The sequence below is a fragment of the Streptomyces sp. NPDC001848 genome, from assembly GCF_042891915.1.
In the GTDB taxonomy this organism is placed as follows: Bacteria; Actinomycetota; Actinomycetes; order Streptomycetales; family Streptomycetaceae; genus Streptomyces.
This window is the reverse complement of record NZ_JBIATP010000010.1, coordinates 205,839-222,344: the sequence shown is the minus strand read 5'-3', so window position 1 is coordinate 222,344 and position 16,506 is coordinate 205,839. Positions and strand designations below refer to the sequence as shown.

Genomic DNA, 16,506 nt, shown 5'->3' with positions numbered 1-16,506 from the left:
TGTTCTCGACAGACGGGCGGCCTGGGGCGACACTTGTGCGGCCCACAGCCAAGCGCCAGGCCCCCGTGCCGGGTCCCTAGAGGAAGGTGTCCGCGTGCCCCGCCGCAGAATCGGCTTCTGGTACCGCTTCGCAGCGGTCCTCTGCAAACCACCGCTGGTGGTTCTGCTCAAGCGGGACTGGCGTGGAATGGAGAACATTCCGGCCGAGGGCGGATTTATCACCGTGGTGAACCACAATTCCCATGTGGACCCCTTCGCCTACGCCCACTTCCAGTACAACACCGGGCGCGTTCCCCGATTCCTCGCGAAGAGCGGCCTTTTCAAGAAGGGATTCGTCGGCGCCGCGATGCGCGGCACCGGCCAGATCCCCGTCTACCGCGAGTCCACGGACGCGCTCAGCGCCTTCCGGGCCGCCATCGACGCCGTGGAGCGCGGCGAGTGCGTCGCCTTCTACCCGGAGGGCACCCTCACCCGCGACCCGAACGGCTGGCCCATGACCGGCAAGACCGGCGCGGCCCGGGTCGCCCTGCAGACCAAGTGCCCGGTCATCCCCGTCGCCCAGTGGGGCGCCAACGAGCTGCTGCCGCCCTACGCCAAGAAGCCCAACCTCTTTCCGCGCAAGACGCACCACGTGCTCGCCGGCCCGCCCGTGGACCTCACGCGCTTCTACGACAAGGAGATGTCCCCCGACGTCCTGAAGGAGGCGACGGAGGTCATCATGGCCGCCATCACCCGCCAGCTGGAGGAGATCCGCGGCGAGAAGGCGCCCGAGAAGCCGTACGACCCGCGCGAGGTGCGCATCGAACAGCGCCGCCGGTCCGCCGCACAGCAGAAGGCACGGGAGAAGGAGGGGCAGGGCCAGTGAGCAAGCCGGTCAAGGCGGCCGTGTTCGGAACGGGATCGTGGGGGACGGCGTTCGGCATGGTGCTCGCCGACGCCGGGTGCGAGGTCACCCTCTGGGCCCGCCGCGCCGAACTCGTCGAGGCGGTCAACTCCACCCGTACGAACCCGGACTACCTGCCGGGCGTGGAACTCCCCGCGAACCTGCGCGCCACCACGGACCCCGCCGAGGCCGCGCGCGACGCCGACTTCGCGATACTCGCGATCCCCTCCCAGACCCTGCGCGGGAACCTCGCCGAGTGGGCGCCGTTGTTCGCACCCCACACGATCCTCGTCTCCCTGATGAAGGGCGTCGAACTCGGCTCCGCCATGCGGATGAGCGAGGTCATCGAGGACGTCGCCAAGGTCGTCCCGGAGCGCGTCGCCGTCGTCACCGGGCCCAACCTGGCCCGCGAGATCGCCGCGCGCATGCCCGCCGCCGCTGTGGTCGCCTGCACCGACGAGGCCGTCGCACAGCGGCTGCAGACCGTCTGCCACACGCCCTACTTCCGCCCGTACACCAACACCGACGTCGTGGGCTGCGAACTGGGCGGCGCGGTCAAGAACGTCATCGGCCTGGCCGTCGGCATCGCGGACGGCATGGGCCTCGGCGACAACGCCAAGGGCTCGCTCATCACCCGCGGGCTCGCCGAGACGACCCGGCTCGGCCTCGCCATGGGCGCCGATCCGCTGACGTTCTCGGGACTGGCCGGGCTGGGCGACCTGGTCGCGACCTGCTCCTCGCCGCTGTCGCGCAACCACACCTTCGGCACCAACCTCGGCAAGGGCATGACCCTGGAGGAGACCATCGCGGTCACCCGGCAGACCGCCGAGGGGGTCAAGTCCTGTGAGTCCGTGCTGGATCTGGCCCGCCGGCACGGCGTCGACATGCCGATCACGGAGACGGTCGTCGGCATCGTCCACGAGGGCAAGCCCCCGGTGGTCGCCCTGAAGGAACTGATGTCGCGCAGCGCGAAGCCCGAACGACGCTGAGCGATCTCGCCCCGTTTTTGATCGTTCGCCTGCGGGGCGCACGCTGACCCAGGGCACTACCTACGGGTACTCTCATCGCGATATGAGCACCGAGAACCTCCCCCAGAGCCCTGGGCAGCCGCCCCGCAAGCCGCGTGTCGCCGTCGTCTTCGGCGGCCGCAGCTCCGAACACGGGATCTCCGTGGTCACCGCCGGCGCGGTGCTGCGTGCCATCGACCGGACGAAGTACGACGTCCTGCCGATCGGTATCACTCAGGACGGCCGTTGGGCGCTCACCGCCGACGAGCCGGAGCGCATGGCGATCACCGACCGCCGTACGCCCAGCGTCGAGGACCTCGCGGAGTCCCAGGAGGGCGGCGTCATCCTGCCCGTCGACCCGGCGAGCCGCGAAGTCGTCTACAGCGAGCCCGGTTCGGTGCCCAAGGCGCTGGGCGACGTCGACGTGGTCTTCCCCGTGCTGCACGGCCCCTACGGCGAGGACGGCACCCTCCAGGGCCTCCTCGAGCTGTCCGGCGTCCCGTACGTGGGTTCGGGCGTGCTCGCCTCGGCCGTCGGCCAGGACAAGGAGTACATGAAGCGGGTGTTCGCCTCGTTCGGGCTCAAGGTCGGCCCCTACGTGGTGATCCGGCCGCGCGAGTGGGAGCGTGACGAGGCCGCCGCCCGCAAGAAGATCGTCGACTTCGCCGGCGAGCACGGCTGGCCGCTGTTCGTGAAGCCCGCGCGCGCGGGTTCGTCGATCGGCATCACCAAGGTCGAGGACCTCTCCGGCCTGGACGAGGCCATCGCCGAGGCCCAGCGCCACGACCCGAAGATCCTGATCGAGGCGGCGGTACGGGGCCGCGAGATCGAGTGCGGCGTCCTGGAGTTCGAGGACGGCCCCCGCGCCTCCGTACCGGCCGAGATCCCGCCGCCGGACGCGCACGCCTACTACGACTTCGAGGCGAAGTACATCGACTCCACGCCCGGCATCGTGCCCGCGCCGCTGACCGACGAGCAGACCGCCGAGGTGCAGCGCCTCGCGGTGGCGGCGTTCGAGGCCGCGTCCTGCGAAGGGCTGGTCCGCGCGGACTTCTTCCTGACGGAGGAGGACGAGTTCGTGATCAACGAGATCAACACGATGCCCGGGTTCACGCCCATCTCGATGTACCCGCAGATGTGGCAGGCGAGCGGGATCTCCTACGGCGAGCTGGTGGACCGCCTGATCCAGGCGGCGCTGAACCGCTCGACCGGGCTGCGCTGAGGACCGTACGGCGCGGAGCCCCGTGTCACATCCGCTCTCAGGAGGCGATCCCCTCGGGGATCGCCTTCTTGATGGCAGGGGCCACATCGACGAGCGGCCCCACGCCTCCGGCCGTCCGCGCCTTGGGAATGGTCACCTCGACATACGCCTGCCGCAGCGTGGTGGTGAAACGGAACGACCCGTCGTTCTCCTTCTGCAACAGCCAGCCCACCCCGTTCACCTCCGCACCGTCGGCCTCCGGGTCGGACATCTCCGCGGGCCGAGGCACCCCGCAGCGCAGTATGATCGCCGGGCTTCCCCAGCCCGCCGTCAGCGCGGACCGGGGCTCGGGGTCGTTCCGGCCCTGGCCGCCCACCTTCCGCGGCAGCACCTTGTCCAGGTTCCGGCACAACTTCGTGACCTTCGCGTCCGGGCTGGGAACCGCGGCCGAGGGGCTGCCGTCGTTCGAGGAGCAGCCCACGGCGGCGATCAGCAGGGCGAGGGCGCGCAGACCGAGCAGCCGGTGACGCAGGATGTTCACCGGGCAAGCGTAGACGGGGGCTACAGATGCACCACCGGGCAGGTCAGGGTGCGGGTGATGCCGTCCACCTGCTGGACCTTCGCGACCACCATGCGGCCGAGTTCGTCGACGGTGTCGGCCTGGGCGCGCACGATGACGTCGTACGGACCCGTCACGTCCTCGGCCTGGATCACCCCAGGGATCTTGCTGATCGTCTCGGCGACGGTCGACGCCTTGCCGACCTCCGTCTGGATCAGGATGTACGCCTGTACCACGGAACCTCCAGGGCGGCCACGAGGATCATGTGGAGAGAAGGGACGCCACGGTACCGCGTCGCCGCTCGCCGGGGGGAGACCCGCGGAGGCTGTGGCGTGAGCGCCGGGCGACACCGGCGACACAAGGTGACGGTCGAGACGACCGTACCGAGGACGATGAGGGCTCGCGACCGGGCGCGGAAGGCAAGAGAAGGGGACGTACGACGATGAAGGGCACCGTGGGCGAGCTGGGCGAGTTCGGGCTCATCAGGGAGCTCACCTCCCGGCTCACCACCACCCCGGCGGTCCGGGTCGGCCCCGGCGACGACGCCGCGGTGGTCGCCGCCCCCGACCGCAGGGTGGTGGCGAGCACCGACATCCTGCTGGAGGGCCGGCACTTCCGCCGTGACTGGTCGACGGCGTACGACGTCGGCCGCAAGGCGGCCGCGCAGAACCTCGCGGACATCGCCGCGATGGGCGCCGTGCCGACCGCGCTGCTGCTCGGCCTCGTCGTCCCCGCCGAACTGCCGGCGACCTGGCCCACCGAGCTGATGGACGGCCTGCGCGACGAGTGCCAGGTCGCGGGCGCGGCGGTGGTCGGCGGTGACGTCGTACGCGGCGACACCATCATGATCTCGATCACCGCGCTCGGCGACCTGCGCAACCAGGAGCCGGTCACCCGGGCCGGTGCCCAGCCCGGCGACGTGGTCGCCGTCACCGGCTGGCTCGGCTGGTCCGCGGCCGGGTACGCGGTGCTCTCCCGCGGCTTCCGCTCCCCGCGCGCGTTCGTGGAGGCCCACCGGCGCCCCGAGCCCCCGTACCACGCGGGTCCGGCCGCCGCCGGGCTCGGCGCGACCGCGATGTGCGACGTCAGCGACGGGCTCATCGCCGACCTCGGGCACATCGCGGAGGCGAGCAAGGTGCGGATCGACATCCGCTCCGGCGCCATCGACATCCCGTCCCAGATGAACGACATCGGGCAGGCCGTGGGCGTGGACCCCCTGCAGTGGGTGCTCACCGGTGGCGAGGACCACGCGATCGTCGCCACCTTCCCGCCGGACGTGAAGCTGCCGGCCCGCTGGAAGGTGATCGGCGAGGTCCTCAACCCCTCGGCGCTGCCCCAGGTGACGGTGGACGGGGCGCCGTGGACCAGCAAGGGCGGCTGGGACCACTTCGGGGACATCGAGGCGTAGACCGGGGTCTCACACCGGGTACTCCGGCGGCTCGACGGCCGTCGCCGCCTTCTCCGTCAGCCGCTTGCGGAAGCCCGCGAGCAGCCGGGAGCTCAGCAGCCGGTACGTCCGGTCCCGGCTGTGGATCCGCCGCTCGGTCGCCGGGGCGAAGAAGGGGGCGGCCGCCGTGCGGTGGTCGCCGCCCGCGAGGGCCGCGGAGCCTTCGCGGGCGAGCCGTTCGAAACGGCGCGCGTCGACCGTGTCGGGTGACACGGCGGGACGCTGCCCGGTGGGGGCCGCCTCGGCCTCCGCGTGCGGGCCCGGCCGCCTGCGCCGGCGGGAGATCTGCGACTGGAGCGTGTTCGCGGCTCGCGCGGGCGGCTCGTCGCCTTACAGACCGTCGGTGAGGTGCTCGGCGGACACCGTCCGCCCGGCGTCGAGCAGGAGCGGGGTCAGGAGCGCACGGCGGCGGGGACCACCGGCGTCGAGCGGGGTGCCGTCCTCGGTGCGGACGTCGAGGGGGCGAGGACGCCGCAGCGCATGCGGCGGATTCCGGCAGGCCGCGCCCGCGCGGGCACAGCAAAAAGCCGGCCCACCGAGATGGACCGGCTCAGTGCAGCGAACCAGCGGTGGCCGCGCGCTTAACTGGGCGTCAGCGCGAGACCTTGCCGGCCTTGATGCACGAGGTGCAAGCGTTCACGCGCTTCGGCGTCCCGCCCACCACGGTACGCACACGCTGGATGTTCGGGTTCCAGCGACGGGACGTACGGCGGTGCGAGTGCGAGATGTTGTTGCCGAAGCCCGGCCCCTTGCCGCAGACGTCGCAGTTGGCAGCCACGGGTCACTCCAAAGACTTCAGATGCACTTACGGTTATGGTCCCGGCATGCCGGGATCGAGATCGTAGGATCTGAGTGGCGCTGCCAGGGGAAACACCCGACCTGGATCGGGCAACCGGAGCAGCATACATCGGCTGCGCCCGTAGAACGAAACTACCACGGCCGCGCCGGGCCCAGCCGCGGCCCTGTGGACGGCCCGCGCAGCGGCGTCCGGCCCGGCCCTCTTCCGGCCCGGGCCCCTCCTGGGTCTACGCTGCCTCCCACGTCCAGCAGCTGAAGGAGGCGCAGGTGGCGCAGGTGCCGCAGCCCTTGGATGCGCTCGCGGTGCGCACCTGGTGCTCTCTCGCCCTTCAGGCGCTGGGGCGGGCGCGCGAGGAGATCGACGCGATCAACGTCTATCCCGTGGCCGACGGGGACACCGGCACGAACCTGTATCTGACCGTGGAGTCGGCCGCGGCGGCCGTCGAGGCGGTCTTCGCCGGCTACGAGACGGGCGCCGCCGGGAGCGAGGGGCGGCCGGCGCTCGCCGACGCCGTACGGGCCATGGCGCACGGCGCGCTCATCGGGGCCCGCGGCAACTCCGGGACCATCCTCGCGCAGCTGCTGCGCGGCATGGCGCAGGTGCTCGCCGCCGACGGTGAGACGGCCCACGCCGACGCGCAGGGGCTGCGGCTCGCCCTGAGGCAGGCCGCCGACTCCGCGCGCCAGGCCGTCGCGCACCCGGTGGAGGGCACCGTCCTGAGCGTCGCCTCGGCCGCCGCGGAGGCGGTCACCGGCGCCGAGGGCGACTGCGGCAGCGTGGCACGGGCGGCGTACGAGGGAGCGCGGGCGGCCCTGGCGGCGACGCCCGGGCAACTGGCGGTCCTGGAGCGCGCCGGAGTCGTCGACGCGGGCGGCAGGGGGCTGGTGGCGGTGCTCGCGGCCCTGGTGGAGACGCTGACCGGGGAGGCGCCCCGGGTGGCCGGGGAGGCGCCGGCCGCCGCTTCGGGCGGCCACGCGCGCGTGCCGGACGCCAGGCTCACGGTGCCCCGCCAGGGGCCCGGGGACTGCTCCGCCGACGGGAGTGGGCCGGCCTACGAGGTGATCTACCTCCTGGAGGCCGACGACGCCGCCGTGACACGGCTGCGGCAGCGGCTCGACACGCTCGGGGACTCGCTCGTCGTGGTCGGCGGGGACGGGCTGTGGAACGTCCATGTGCACGCCGACGACGCGGGCGCCGCCGTGGAGGCGGGCATCGAGGCAGGTCGGCCGTACCGGATCCGGATCACCCACTTCGGCAGCGGTGACGCGCACACCGGAGGCACCGGACGGCCGCTGCGCGAGCGGGTGCAGCGGGCGGTGGTGGCCGTGGTGCCGGGCGAGGGTCTGGCCGGGCTGTACCAGGAGGCGGGGGCGACCACCGTGCTCGCCCGCCCGGGAGAGCCCCCGGCGAGCGGGGAGCTGGTGGAGGCGGTACGGCGGGCGCACGCGCGCGAGGTGGTGCTGCTGCCCAACGACGCCGACCTGCGCCACACCGCGGCCGCCGCGGCCGAGCAGGCCCGTACCGAGGGCGTCCGCGTGGCGCTGATCCCGACCCGGTCCGCGGTGCAGGGCATCGCGGCGCTGGCCGTGCACGAGCCGGAGCGCCGCTTCGACGAGGACGTGGTGGCGATGACGTCGGCGGCCGGCGCGACCCGGTACGCCGAGGTGACCGTCGCGGCGGAGCGGTCCTGGACGATGGCCGGCATCTGCCAGGCCGGGGATGTCCTCGGACTGATCGACGGCGATGTCGCGGTCATCGGGTCCGACGTCACGGCGACGGCCGAGACGGTCCTTGACCGCATGCTGGCGGCGGGCGGCGAGATGGTCACCCTGGTCCTCGGCGACGAGGCCCCGCACGCCGTCGCGGACCACTTGGAGGCGCGGGTGCGCGAGGCGTACCTGGCGGTCGACACGGTGGTGTACCGGGGCGGCCGCCAGGGGCCGCTGCTGCTGATCGGCGTGGAGTGATCCGGAGCGCCGCCGGGCGCCCCACGCGGGGGAGGCAGGCGCCCGGCGGCGGTCGTCACCGCTGCTGCGGGGTGGCCAGTTGCTCCAGCAGGCGTTCCGCCTCGGCTCGCCGGGCCTCGGCCGTCTCCGCGTCGGCGTCCGCCTCCTCGTAGGCCGCCAGCACCGCACGCGCGCGTGCCGACGCCTCGTGGGGGCGCCCGAGGTCGGCCTCCAGCCAGCCGGCGGTCAGTTCCGCGCCGGTACGGGCACCGAGGGCGCCCGTGCCGAGGGACGCGAAGGCGGCGATCGCCTCCGTGAGGTGCGTCAGTGCCTCCTCGAACGCCGTGTGCATCACCTCCTCGTCCGCACCGTCGCCGGCCGACCGGGCGACCAGCTCGCCGAACTGGCGGTGCGTGTGCCCGAGTTCGGTGACGAGCTGGGCGCGCGCCTCCTCGTCCGCCGCCGCCTCCGCCGCCGCGGAGCACTCCCGCGCCGCCTCGGCCATCAGCTCCCGCGCGGCGTCCAGGCCCGCCTCCCCGCCCGCCGCGAGCCACGCACGGGCGCGCAGTGCGCGGACCAGACTCGGCGTGTTGCCCAGCTCGCGCCACAGGTCACCGGCGCGCGCGTACGCCCGGTCCGCCTCCACGGGCAGGCCCGCGCGGCCCAGTGCCTCGGCGGCCAGGTGCGCCAGCATGGCGTGGTCCCGCCGGCCCGGCCAGTGCCGGGCGATCTCCGCGGCCCGCAGCCACCGCTCGGCCGCCTCCCGGTGCTCGCCCAGCTGCGTGTGGCAGTCGCCGAGCCACCACTGGGTCTGCACGATCGCCCCGTCGCCGTGCGTGTCGGCGGTCAGATCGGGCAGTGCGGACTCCAGCACCTCCGCCGCCTCCGCGTACCGCCCCTGCCGCAGCAGGAGCCCGCCCAGCTGGTGCCGCGCCCAGGCACCCAGCGTCGGGCCCTCACCCGCCTCGTCGGCCCAGTGCGCCGCCTCCAGGGCGTGCCCGGCGGCCTCCGAAAGCCGCCCCGACGCCGCCAGCACCTCCGCCACCTGAAGGTGCAGTTGTGCCTGCCCGAGCGGCTCCAGAACCCCCTGGCCGTGCTCCAGGGCCGCACGGGCCGCCCGCTCGGCCGTCTCCGCGTCGCCGAGCTGCCGGGCGACGTCGGCCAGCCGCGCCTCGTGCTCCACCGCGAACCACGGCAGGCCCGCCGCCACGTACTCCTCGGCCGCCCGCGCCAGCAGCTCCGCCCCGGCCCGCGGGTCCCCGGCGTGCACCGCCAGTCGGCCGAGCATGGTCTTGGCCTCGGCGGCCCGATGCGCCAGGTGCCGATCGGCGGTGTGCGGCCCGGCGAACGCCAGCAGCTCCCGGGCGGCCTCCTCCGCGGCTTCCGCGTCGCCACCGTCCTCGTGCAGCCGGTTCATCAGGACGCGGGCCCGCCCGACGAGGACGGACGCCGTCTGCCGCACCCCCGTGCCACCGGCCTCGAACAGGGCGAGCGCCTCCTCGCGCAGCGCGGTGACCGTCTCCAGTGCCTCGTCCGGGTGGCCTGTCAGGGACCGTACGAAGGCCGCACGCGCGCGTGCCGCCAGCGCCTCACCGGGGTCACCGGCGGCCAGATACAACTCGGCCGCCCGCTCGAACGGTTCGACGCCCTCCGGGCCGCGGCTCATCGCCTCGTGGTCGACGAGGTCCGCCTGGTCCCGGGGGTCCAGCCGGCGGCCCTGGGCGGCGCGCGCCACGGCCGCCCAGGCGTCCATCGCGGCCGGGTCCAGGGCGTCCGCCAGCCGCCGCGCCTCGGCGAGGAGGTCCGCGATGTCCCGCTCCGCGGCCCGCGGGGCCCGCGGGCCGCGCGGCGGCGGCGCCACCGGCGCCGGGCGGGCCGCACGCACCCCGAGCGGCAGCCGGTCCACCAGCGGGCGGCGGTCCATGCGCTCCCGGGTGCGCTCGCCGACGTACGAGGTGCCGTTGCGCGCGTCGAAGCGGGCGGCCAGCGCCAACGCCTCCCCGCGCGCGTGGACGGCCAGTTCCCCGGCGGTCCACTCCCGGCCCGCCGGGCCGGGCACCACCTGGTCGCCGAGGCCGCGCTCGACCAGCCGGCCCATCAGCAGCGCCACCACGGTGAGGAAGTTCAGCTTGCTGCGCGGCTCCCCGGAGTCGGTGAAGTACGCCGGCCGCTCGGACAGCAGTTCGAGGCCGCGGGCCTCGTTGCCGGTCAGCGCACAGAACTCCACGTGGTCCGCGTACGAGGAGCGCATGCTCTCCATGGCCCGCACCAGCCGCAGCCCGCGCAGGTGGTGTGCCCGTGCCTCGTCCAGGTGGCCCAGCCGCAGCAGCGGCAGCAGGGAGGAGGCCAGTGCGGCGTGCGGTTCGTGGGCGCAGACGTGCTCGCCCTCCAGGACCGGCCGCCACAGTTCGAGGGCCCGCTCGTCCTCGCCCTTGCTGGACTGCCACCAGCCCTGGTCGTGCAGCTCGCACGCGTGACAGTCGGCCATCGCGTCCCGGTCGGCGGCCAGCCACGCCGCGTACGCCCGCTCGGCCCGCTCCAGGTCCCCTATGTGCGCGGCGATGTTGAACTCGGCGCTGCGCACGGCCCGTTCGGAGTACCCGGCCAGCCGGTAGCGGTGCTCCATCTCGCCGAGCCACTTCTCGATGGAGGCCAGCGGGATGTGCGGCTGGCCCAGCATGCCCGCCGACATCCACTTGAAGACCCAGTGCAGCGAATGGGCCTCGTACTCGTCGAAGTCCTCCGGGCGCTCGTCCCACATGCGCAGCAACCGCGCGAACGGAACGAACATCTTGTCCTTCTCGGAGCTGTAGTTGTAGACCTGCAACTGGTGCCCGAGCGCCTCGATCACGGCCAGGGGGATGCCCAGCTTCTCCGCCTCCACCAGCAGCTGCTCCGCGCGCGCGTTGCGCGCCGGGCCCTCCGGCTGCTCGTAGTTGTCCGCCATGGCCCGGCGCAGCGAGTCGAAATCCATGATCTGGCTCATCGGGGGCCGTCCTTGGGCGAGTCGGAGTGGGTGGCCCATTCCAGAAGGCCGATGAAGGCACGGTTCAGCAGCGCGGAGTCCGCGGGCCTGAGCGGCCGCTGGGCCATCAGCAGGGCCTGCCCGTACAGCGACTCCGTGGCGGTACCGATCAGCTCGGGATCCCTCAGCGAACTGATCCTGCGGACCAGCGGGTTGAGGTGGTTGAGCACCAGACGCGCGCGTGGAGCACTGCCCCGCAGCGAGCCGAGGATGCCCGCCCACAGCTCGTCGGCCTGCTCCTCGGCCTCCGCCCGCGCCTGCTCGTGGCGCGCCTCACGGTCGTCCAGGTGCAGCGCCGGCACGGACAGCGGATGGAACGCGCGCAGCACGACATCGCAGCCCAGCGGGTCGAGCTTGGCGCGCGCCGCCGCCAGGAAGGCGGCGAGCGCCAGCTCCTCGGCCGGGTCGACCGCGTCCAGGTGCGCGGTCACCGTGTCCGCGTCCAGTTCGGCGACCGGCGTGCCCGGGCGCACCGACGGCAGCGCCTCGATCAGCTCGCTGTCGTACGTGTAGCCGCCGTTGACCACACCGACGCCCTGTGCGGACGCGATCGGCGCCACCTGGCGGTATTCCTCCACCGTCCGGGTGAAGTGCACGACGGGATGCCGCTGCGCGAACTCCTCCAGGGACAGCCGCCCGTCGGTCGTCTCGAAGGGGAGCCACGGCAACATGGTGCGCAGCATCTCCTTGTCGTGCCGCGCCAGCGACTTCACGCCCAGGTGGTGCACCGACAGGAAGGCGGCGAGCCGCTCGGGGTCACCGGCCGCGAGAGAGGTCAGCCAGGACCTGATGCGCTCCCCGAGGGCTTCCCGTACGGCCGCGAGCGTCTCGTCCTCGTACAGCGACTCGCGCGACGCCGTGGGCCTGAGGCTGTCCGTGTCGAGCACACAGCGCACGAAGAACGCCCAGTCCGGCAACAGCTGTTCGGCCCGCTCGGTCAGCAGCATGCCCTTGAGATGCACCCGGTGACCCGCCCGCTGGGCCGGGCTCACCGAGGTCGGCAGCACGTACGCCACACCCCGGATGCCCGCGAGCGGCACGTCCAGGTCGATGGAGTCCAGCGGGGTGAAACCGAACAGGTCGTGACAGTGGCGCGCCAGGGCCACCCTGCGGGCGGCGGGGGAGGGGTGGGCACGGTCCCAGGGCGCGGGCAGGTCCGTGACCGGCTCGTCGCCGACCCGGACGTCGTACGGCAGCAGCGATCCGAAGTCCCGTGCCAGGGACCGCACCCGGTCCGCCGAGAGCCAGTCGCCGGCACCCGGACGGGCCACCAGGTGCACGGTGGTGCCGGGTTCGGGCCGCGCGTCGGGTGGCAGTGTGCGCACGACGTACGAACCGTCGTCGGCGGCCGTCCACTCCACGGGCGCCGCATCCGGCGTACGGGCGCTGCGGCTGACCACCCGTATGCGCTCGGCGACGACGAAACACGCCAGCAGTCCGATGCCGAACTGCCCGAGGAAGTCGGAGCGCGCCTCCTGCAGGCCGTCGGCGCGCTTGGAGCTGCGTCCGATGGTGGCGAGGAGGTTGTGCACATCGGACTCGGTGAGCCCGATGCCGGAGTCCTCCACGCGCAGGGTCCCGCCGTCCGCGTACAGCCGGACCGTGGCGGGCGCGCCGGGCTGCTCGGCGCGGCGGGCGGTGATCGCGTCCACCGCGTTCTGCAGCAGCTCGCGCAGATAGACCTTGGGGCTGGAGTAGAGGTGATGGGAGAGCAGGTCCACCAGACCGCGCAGGTCGACCTGGAAGGTATGGGCGGAGCTGGGTGACTGTGAGGCCGGTGAGGACTGTGAGGTCTGGGAATCCATCGTCACGGCGCCGCGGGTGGGGGACGTTCGACGGCGCGGGGTCGGGCGGTCCCGGTGGGGCGGTGACCGCGGAGCGAGCCGGGGATGGGTCATCGTAGGCCCGGAACCACCCCGCTGACCAGCGGTTTTCCAAGACGTATACGGCATTGTCAGTGCCTTGGTGTGCAATGGATCTCGTGCCCGCACTGGAAGAACCACTGAAGAAGGTGCTCGGCCCCGCCACCGCGAAGGTGATGGCCGAGCATCTCGGCCTGCACACCGTCGGCGACCTGCTCCACCACTACCCGCGCAGATACGAGGAGCGCGGACAACTCACCCACCTCGCCGACCTCCCCATGGACGAGCACGTCACGGTGGTCGCCCAGGTCGCCGACGCCCGTCTGCACACCTTCGCCTCGGCCAAGGCTCCCCGGGGCAAGGGACAGCGCCTGGAGGTGACCATCACCGACGGCAGCGGCCGCCTGCAACTGGTCTTCTTCGGCAACGGCGTGCACAAACCCCACAAGGAACTCCTGCCGGGCACCCGCGCGCTGTTCGCGGGCAGGGTCTCGGTCTTCAACCGCAGGCTCCAACTCGCCCACCCGGCCTACGAACCACTGCGCGGCGACGACGTGACCGAGGCGGTGGACAGCTGGGCGGGCGCCCTGATCCCGCTCTACCCGGCCACGGCCAAACTGGAGTCCTGGAAGATCGCCAAAGCGGTGCAGACGGTGCTGCCCAGCGCCCAGGAGGCCATCGACCCCCTCCCGGAGTCCCTCCGAGCGGGCCGCGGCCTGCTCTCCCTCCCCGAGGCCCTGCTGAAGATCCACTGCCCGCAGACCAAGGCGGACATCGCTGACGCCCGCTCCCGCCTGAAGTGGGACGAGGCGTTCGTCCTTCAGGTGGCCCTGGCCCGCCGCCGCCACGCGGAGACCCAACTGCCGGCGGTGGCCCGCAAACCGAAGCCGGACGGCCTCCTGGCGGCCTTCGACGACCGCCTGCCCTTCACCCTCACGGAAGGCCAGCAGAAGGTCTCGAGGGAGATCTTCGCCGACCTGGCCACCGAGCACCCGATGCACCGGCTGCTCCAGGGGGAGGTCGGCAGCGGCAAGACCCTGGTGGCGCTGCGCGCCATGCTCGCCGTCGTGGATGCGGGCGGGCAGGCCGCGATGCTCGCGCCCACCGAGGTGCTCGCCCAGCAGCACCACCGGTCCATCGTCGAGATGATGGGCGAGCTGGCCGAGTCAGGGATGCTCGGCGGGGCCGAGCAGGCCACCAAGGTGGTGCTGCTCACCGGGTCCATGGGAGCCGCCGCGCGACGGCAGGCGCTGCTCGATCTCGCCACCGGGGAGGCCGGGATCGTGATCGGCACCCATGCCCTGATCGAGGACAAGGTGCAGTTCCACGACCTCGGGCTGGTCGTGGTGGACGAGCAGCACCGGTTCGGGGTGGAGCAGCGGGACGCACTGCGCGGAAAGGGCAGGCAGCCGCCGCACCTGCTGGTGATGACGGCCACGCCGATTCCCCGGACCGTCGCCATGACCGTCTTCGGCGACCTGGAGACCTCCGTCCTGGACCAACTCCCGGCCGGAAGGTCGCCTATCGCCAGCCACGTCGTGCCCGCCGCGGACAAGCCGCACTTCCTGGCGCGCGCCTGGGAGCGGGTGCGGGAGGAGGTCGCGGGAGGGCACCAGGCGTACGTGGTGTGTCCACGGATCGGTGACGAGGAGGACGACCCGAAGAAGGCCAGGAAGTCGCCCGAGGACGAGGCGGAGAAGCGCCCGCCGCTCGCGGTGCTCGACGTGGCGGACCAGCTCGCCAAGGGCCCCCTCCAAGGCCTTCGCATCGAGGTGCTGCACGGCAGGATGCAGCCCGACGACAAGGACGCGGTCATGCGCCGGTTCGCCGCCGGCGAGACCGACGTCCTGGTCGCGACGACCGTCATCGAGGTCGGCGTCAACGTCCCGAACGCCACCGTGATGGTGATCATGGACGCGGACCGCTTCGGGGTCTCGCAGCTCCACCAGCTGCGCGGCCGGGTCGGGCGGGGCTCGGCACCCGGGCTGTGCCTCCTGGTCACCGAGATGCCGGAGGCGAGCGCGGCCCGCCAGCGGCTGAACGCGGTGGCGTCCACGCTCGACGGCTTCGAACTCTCCCGGCTCGACCTCGAACAGCGCCGCGAGGGCGACGTCCTCGGTCAGGCCCAGTCCGGCGCCCGCACCAGTTTGCGCGTGCTCGCCGTCATCGACGACGAGGAGATCATCGCCCAGGCCCGCGAGGAGGCCGCGGCGGTCGTGGCGGCCGATCCGGACCTGGAACACCTGCCGGGTCTGCGCACGGCGCTGGAGGCCCTCCTGGACGAGGAGAGGGAGCAGTACCTGGAGAAGGGCTGATTCATGGATTCCGTCGGACCCGTCGGACCCGTCGGACCCGTCGGACCCGTCGGACCCGTCGGACCCGTCGGACCCGTCGGACCCGCCGGCCCCGTGGACCCGCCGGACCCGTCCGCCCGTCCGCCCTGTCCGATCCGTCCGATCCTTCTGATCCCTCCGACTCGTCCCACCCGTCTGATCCTTGTCGTCGAGACCGGGCGACGACGAGGGCGGGCGTGCCCAGGGCCGGGCGTGGCTGAGACACTGAAGACGTCACCGCACGAGACGTCACCGACCGCAGACCGACAAGGACCGAAGAGATGACCCGCGTGATCGCCGGTCGCGCCGGCGGGCGTCGGCTCGCCGTTCCGCCCGGGCACCGGACCCGCCCCACCTCCGACCGGGCGCGCGAGGGCCTCTTCTCCACCTGGCAGGCTCTCCTCGGCGGCCCGCTGGACGGCGAACGGGTCCTCGACCTGTACGCCGGGTCCGGCGCTGTCGGCCTCGAGGCCCTGTCCCGCGGGGCCGGCCACACCCTCCTCGTGGAGGCCGACGCCCGCGCCGCCCGCACCGTCCGCGAGAACGTCAGGGCGCTCGGCCTGCCCGGCGCCGAAGTCAGGGCGGGCAAAGCGGAACAGATCATCCGGACACCGGCGCCGGCGGACCCGTACGACATCGTCTTCCTCGATCCCCCGTACGCCGTGTCGGACGACGATCTTCGCGAGATTCTGCTCACACTCCGCTCGGGGGGCTGGCTCGCGGCCGACGCCCTCGTCACCGTGGAGCGCAGCACCAGAGGCGGGGAATTCCGTTGGCCGGACGGCTTCGACGCGATCCGGGCCCGTCGCTACGGCGAGGGCACGTTTTGGTACGGTCGCGCCGCCTCCACGTGCGAAGACGCACGATGAGCACGATGACCGGACCGGAGAGCGAGGGATCACAAGTGCGCCGCGCCGTCTGTCCCGGGTCGTTCGACCCGATCACCAACGGACACCTCGACATCATCGCCCGCGCCTCCAAGCTGTACGACGAGGTGTACGTCGCGGTGATGATCAACAAGGCCAAGAAGGGCCTGTTCGAGATCGACGAGCGGATCGACCTGATCCGCCAGGTCACCAGCGAGTTCGGGAACGTCACGGTGGAGGCGTTCCACGGCCTCCTCGTCGACTTCTGCAAGCAGCGCGACATCCCCGCCATCGTCAAGGGCCTGCGCGCCGTCAGCGACTTCGACTACGAACTGCAGATGGCCCAGATGAACAACGGCCTCTCCGGTGTCGAAACCCTCTTCGTCCCCACCAACCCCACCTACAGCTTCCTGTCCTCCTCGCTCGTCAAGGAAGTCGCGGCCTGGGGCGGGGACGTCTCCCACCTGGTGCCCCCGGTCGTCCTCGAGGCCCTCACCCAGCGCCTGAAGAAGGACTGAGCGGACCCCGGCGGACGTTCCGGGTACCTGACAGCCCGTCACCCGGTGTCGGGTGGGGCG

Annotated in this window: 14 protein-coding genes; 8 read left to right on the top strand and 6 right to left on the bottom strand. The window is 72.7% G+C overall.

The annotated features are described in order from the left end of the window. The first annotated feature begins 94 nt into the window (after positions 1-94). The 3 genes from ACFYZJ_RS22070 (at position 95) to ACFYZJ_RS22060 (ending at position 3,112) form a co-directional block, all read left to right on the top strand. Positions 95-865 (top strand): lysophospholipid acyltransferase family protein, encoded by a 771-nt coding sequence (locus tag ACFYZJ_RS22070; RefSeq protein WP_388570595.1) that lies wholly within the window; start codon positions 95-97, stop codon positions 863-865. Continuing rightward, positions 862-1,872 (top strand): NAD(P)H-dependent glycerol-3-phosphate dehydrogenase, encoded by a 1,011-nt coding sequence (locus tag ACFYZJ_RS22065; protein ID WP_388570593.1) that lies wholly within the window; start codon positions 862-864, stop codon positions 1,870-1,872. The genes ACFYZJ_RS22070 and ACFYZJ_RS22065 overlap by 4 nt, the downstream gene beginning before the upstream one ends. An 82-nt stretch (positions 1,873-1,954) precedes the next feature. Beyond that, positions 1,955-3,112, top strand: coding sequence for a D-alanine--D-alanine ligase family protein (locus ACFYZJ_RS22060; RefSeq protein ID WP_388570591.1), 1,158 nt, complete (start codon positions 1,955-1,957; stop codon positions 3,110-3,112). Between the two features lie 37 nt (positions 3,113-3,149). Here the strand turns inward: ACFYZJ_RS22060 and ACFYZJ_RS22055 are convergent, their stop codons facing one another. Next, complete coding sequence (locus ACFYZJ_RS22055; RefSeq protein ID WP_388570590.1) at positions 3,150-3,632, bottom strand: DUF3515 domain-containing protein; 483 nt, start codon at positions 3,630-3,632, stop codon at positions 3,150-3,152. A gap of 20 nt (positions 3,633-3,652) precedes the next feature. Continuing rightward, a complete protein-coding gene (locus ACFYZJ_RS22050; protein WP_028802415.1) occupies positions 3,653-3,886 on the bottom strand; it encodes an Lrp/AsnC family transcriptional regulator in 234 nt (77 codons plus the stop codon). 206 nt (positions 3,887-4,092) lie between these two features. On the opposite strand from ACFYZJ_RS22050, the gene ACFYZJ_RS22045 reads away from it, so the two are divergent. Then, complete coding sequence (locus ACFYZJ_RS22045) at positions 4,093-5,058, top strand: thiamine-phosphate kinase (protein WP_388570589.1); 966 nt, start codon at positions 4,093-4,095, stop codon at positions 5,056-5,058. A 9-nt stretch (positions 5,059-5,067) separates the two neighbouring features. On the opposite strand, the gene ACFYZJ_RS22040 is transcribed toward ACFYZJ_RS22045, so the two are convergent. Together ACFYZJ_RS22040 and rpmB are read right to left on the bottom strand one after the other, a co-directional pair. After that, positions 5,068-5,310, bottom strand: coding sequence for a hypothetical protein (locus tag ACFYZJ_RS22040; protein WP_388570587.1), 243 nt, complete (start codon positions 5,308-5,310; stop codon positions 5,068-5,070). 379 nt (positions 5,311-5,689) lie between these two features. After that, positions 5,690-5,875 (bottom strand): 50S ribosomal protein L28, encoded by a 186-nt coding sequence (gene rpmB, locus ACFYZJ_RS22035; protein ID WP_003993230.1) that lies wholly within the window; start codon positions 5,873-5,875, stop codon positions 5,690-5,692. 287 nt (positions 5,876-6,162) lie between these two features. Between rpmB and ACFYZJ_RS22030 the strand changes: the two genes are divergently transcribed. Further along, the gene (locus ACFYZJ_RS22030) at positions 6,163-7,863 is read left to right on the top strand and encodes a DAK2 domain-containing protein (RefSeq protein ID WP_388570586.1); all 1,701 of its coding nucleotides are present in this window, start codon (positions 6,163-6,165) and stop codon (positions 7,861-7,863) included. Between the two features lie 55 nt (positions 7,864-7,918). Here ACFYZJ_RS22030 and ACFYZJ_RS22025 read toward each other — a convergent pair whose 3' ends face one another. Both ACFYZJ_RS22025 and ACFYZJ_RS22020 read right to left on the bottom strand, forming a co-directional pair. Further along, complete coding sequence (locus tag ACFYZJ_RS22025) at positions 7,919-10,828, bottom strand: tetratricopeptide repeat protein (protein ID WP_388570585.1); 2,910 nt, start codon at positions 10,826-10,828, stop codon at positions 7,919-7,921. Beyond that, positions 10,825-12,672: an HSP90 family protein gene (locus ACFYZJ_RS22020; protein WP_388570584.1), complete on the bottom strand. Its 1,848-nt coding sequence runs from the start codon at positions 12,670-12,672 to the stop codon at positions 10,825-10,827. Before ACFYZJ_RS22020 ends, ACFYZJ_RS22025 begins: the two co-directional genes overlap by 4 nt. A gap of 167 nt (positions 12,673-12,839) precedes the next feature. On the opposite strand from ACFYZJ_RS22020, the gene recG reads away from it, so the two are divergent. From recG to coaD, 3 genes are all read left to right on the top strand, one after another. Then, positions 12,840-15,044: an ATP-dependent DNA helicase RecG gene (recG, locus tag ACFYZJ_RS22015; RefSeq protein ID WP_388570583.1), complete on the top strand. Its 2,205-nt coding sequence runs from the start codon at positions 12,840-12,842 to the stop codon at positions 15,042-15,044. A 299-nt stretch (positions 15,045-15,343) separates the two neighbouring features. Then, entirely contained in the window at positions 15,344-15,931 is a 588-nt protein-coding gene (rsmD, locus tag ACFYZJ_RS22010; protein ID WP_388570582.1) for a 16S rRNA (guanine(966)-N(2))-methyltransferase RsmD, read from the top strand. 5 nt (positions 15,932-15,936) lie between these two features. Continuing rightward, positions 15,937-16,446 carry a pantetheine-phosphate adenylyltransferase gene (gene coaD, locus ACFYZJ_RS22005; RefSeq protein WP_388570581.1) on the top strand — a complete coding sequence of 170 codons (510 nt, stop codon included), beginning with the start codon at positions 15,937-15,939 and terminating at the stop codon, positions 16,444-16,446. Positions 16,447-16,506: the final 60 nt, after the last annotated feature.

Bases quoted from the DNA above. Each gene is read 5' to 3' on its own strand.
- recG (WP_388570583.1), top strand. From the start codon at position 12,840: ATGGATCTCGTGCCCGCACTGGAAGAACCACTGAAGAAGGTGCTCGGC.
- ACFYZJ_RS22060 (WP_388570591.1), top strand. From the start codon at position 1,955: ATGAGCACCGAGAACCTCCCCCAGAGCCCTGGGCAGCCGCCCCGCAAG.
- ACFYZJ_RS22025 (WP_388570585.1), bottom strand. From the start codon at position 10,828: ATGAGCCAGATCATGGATTTCGACTCGCTGCGCCGGGCCATGGCGGAC.
- ACFYZJ_RS22020 (WP_388570584.1), bottom strand. From the start codon at position 12,672: ATGGATTCCCAGACCTCACAGTCCTCACCGGCCTCACAGTCACCCAGC.
- rsmD (WP_388570582.1), top strand. From the start codon at position 15,344: ATGACCCGCGTGATCGCCGGTCGCGCCGGCGGGCGTCGGCTCGCCGTT.
- coaD (WP_388570581.1), top strand. From the start codon at position 15,937: ATGACCGGACCGGAGAGCGAGGGATCACAAGTGCGCCGCGCCGTCTGT.
- ACFYZJ_RS22045 (WP_388570589.1), top strand. From the start codon at position 4,093: ATGAAGGGCACCGTGGGCGAGCTGGGCGAGTTCGGGCTCATCAGGGAG.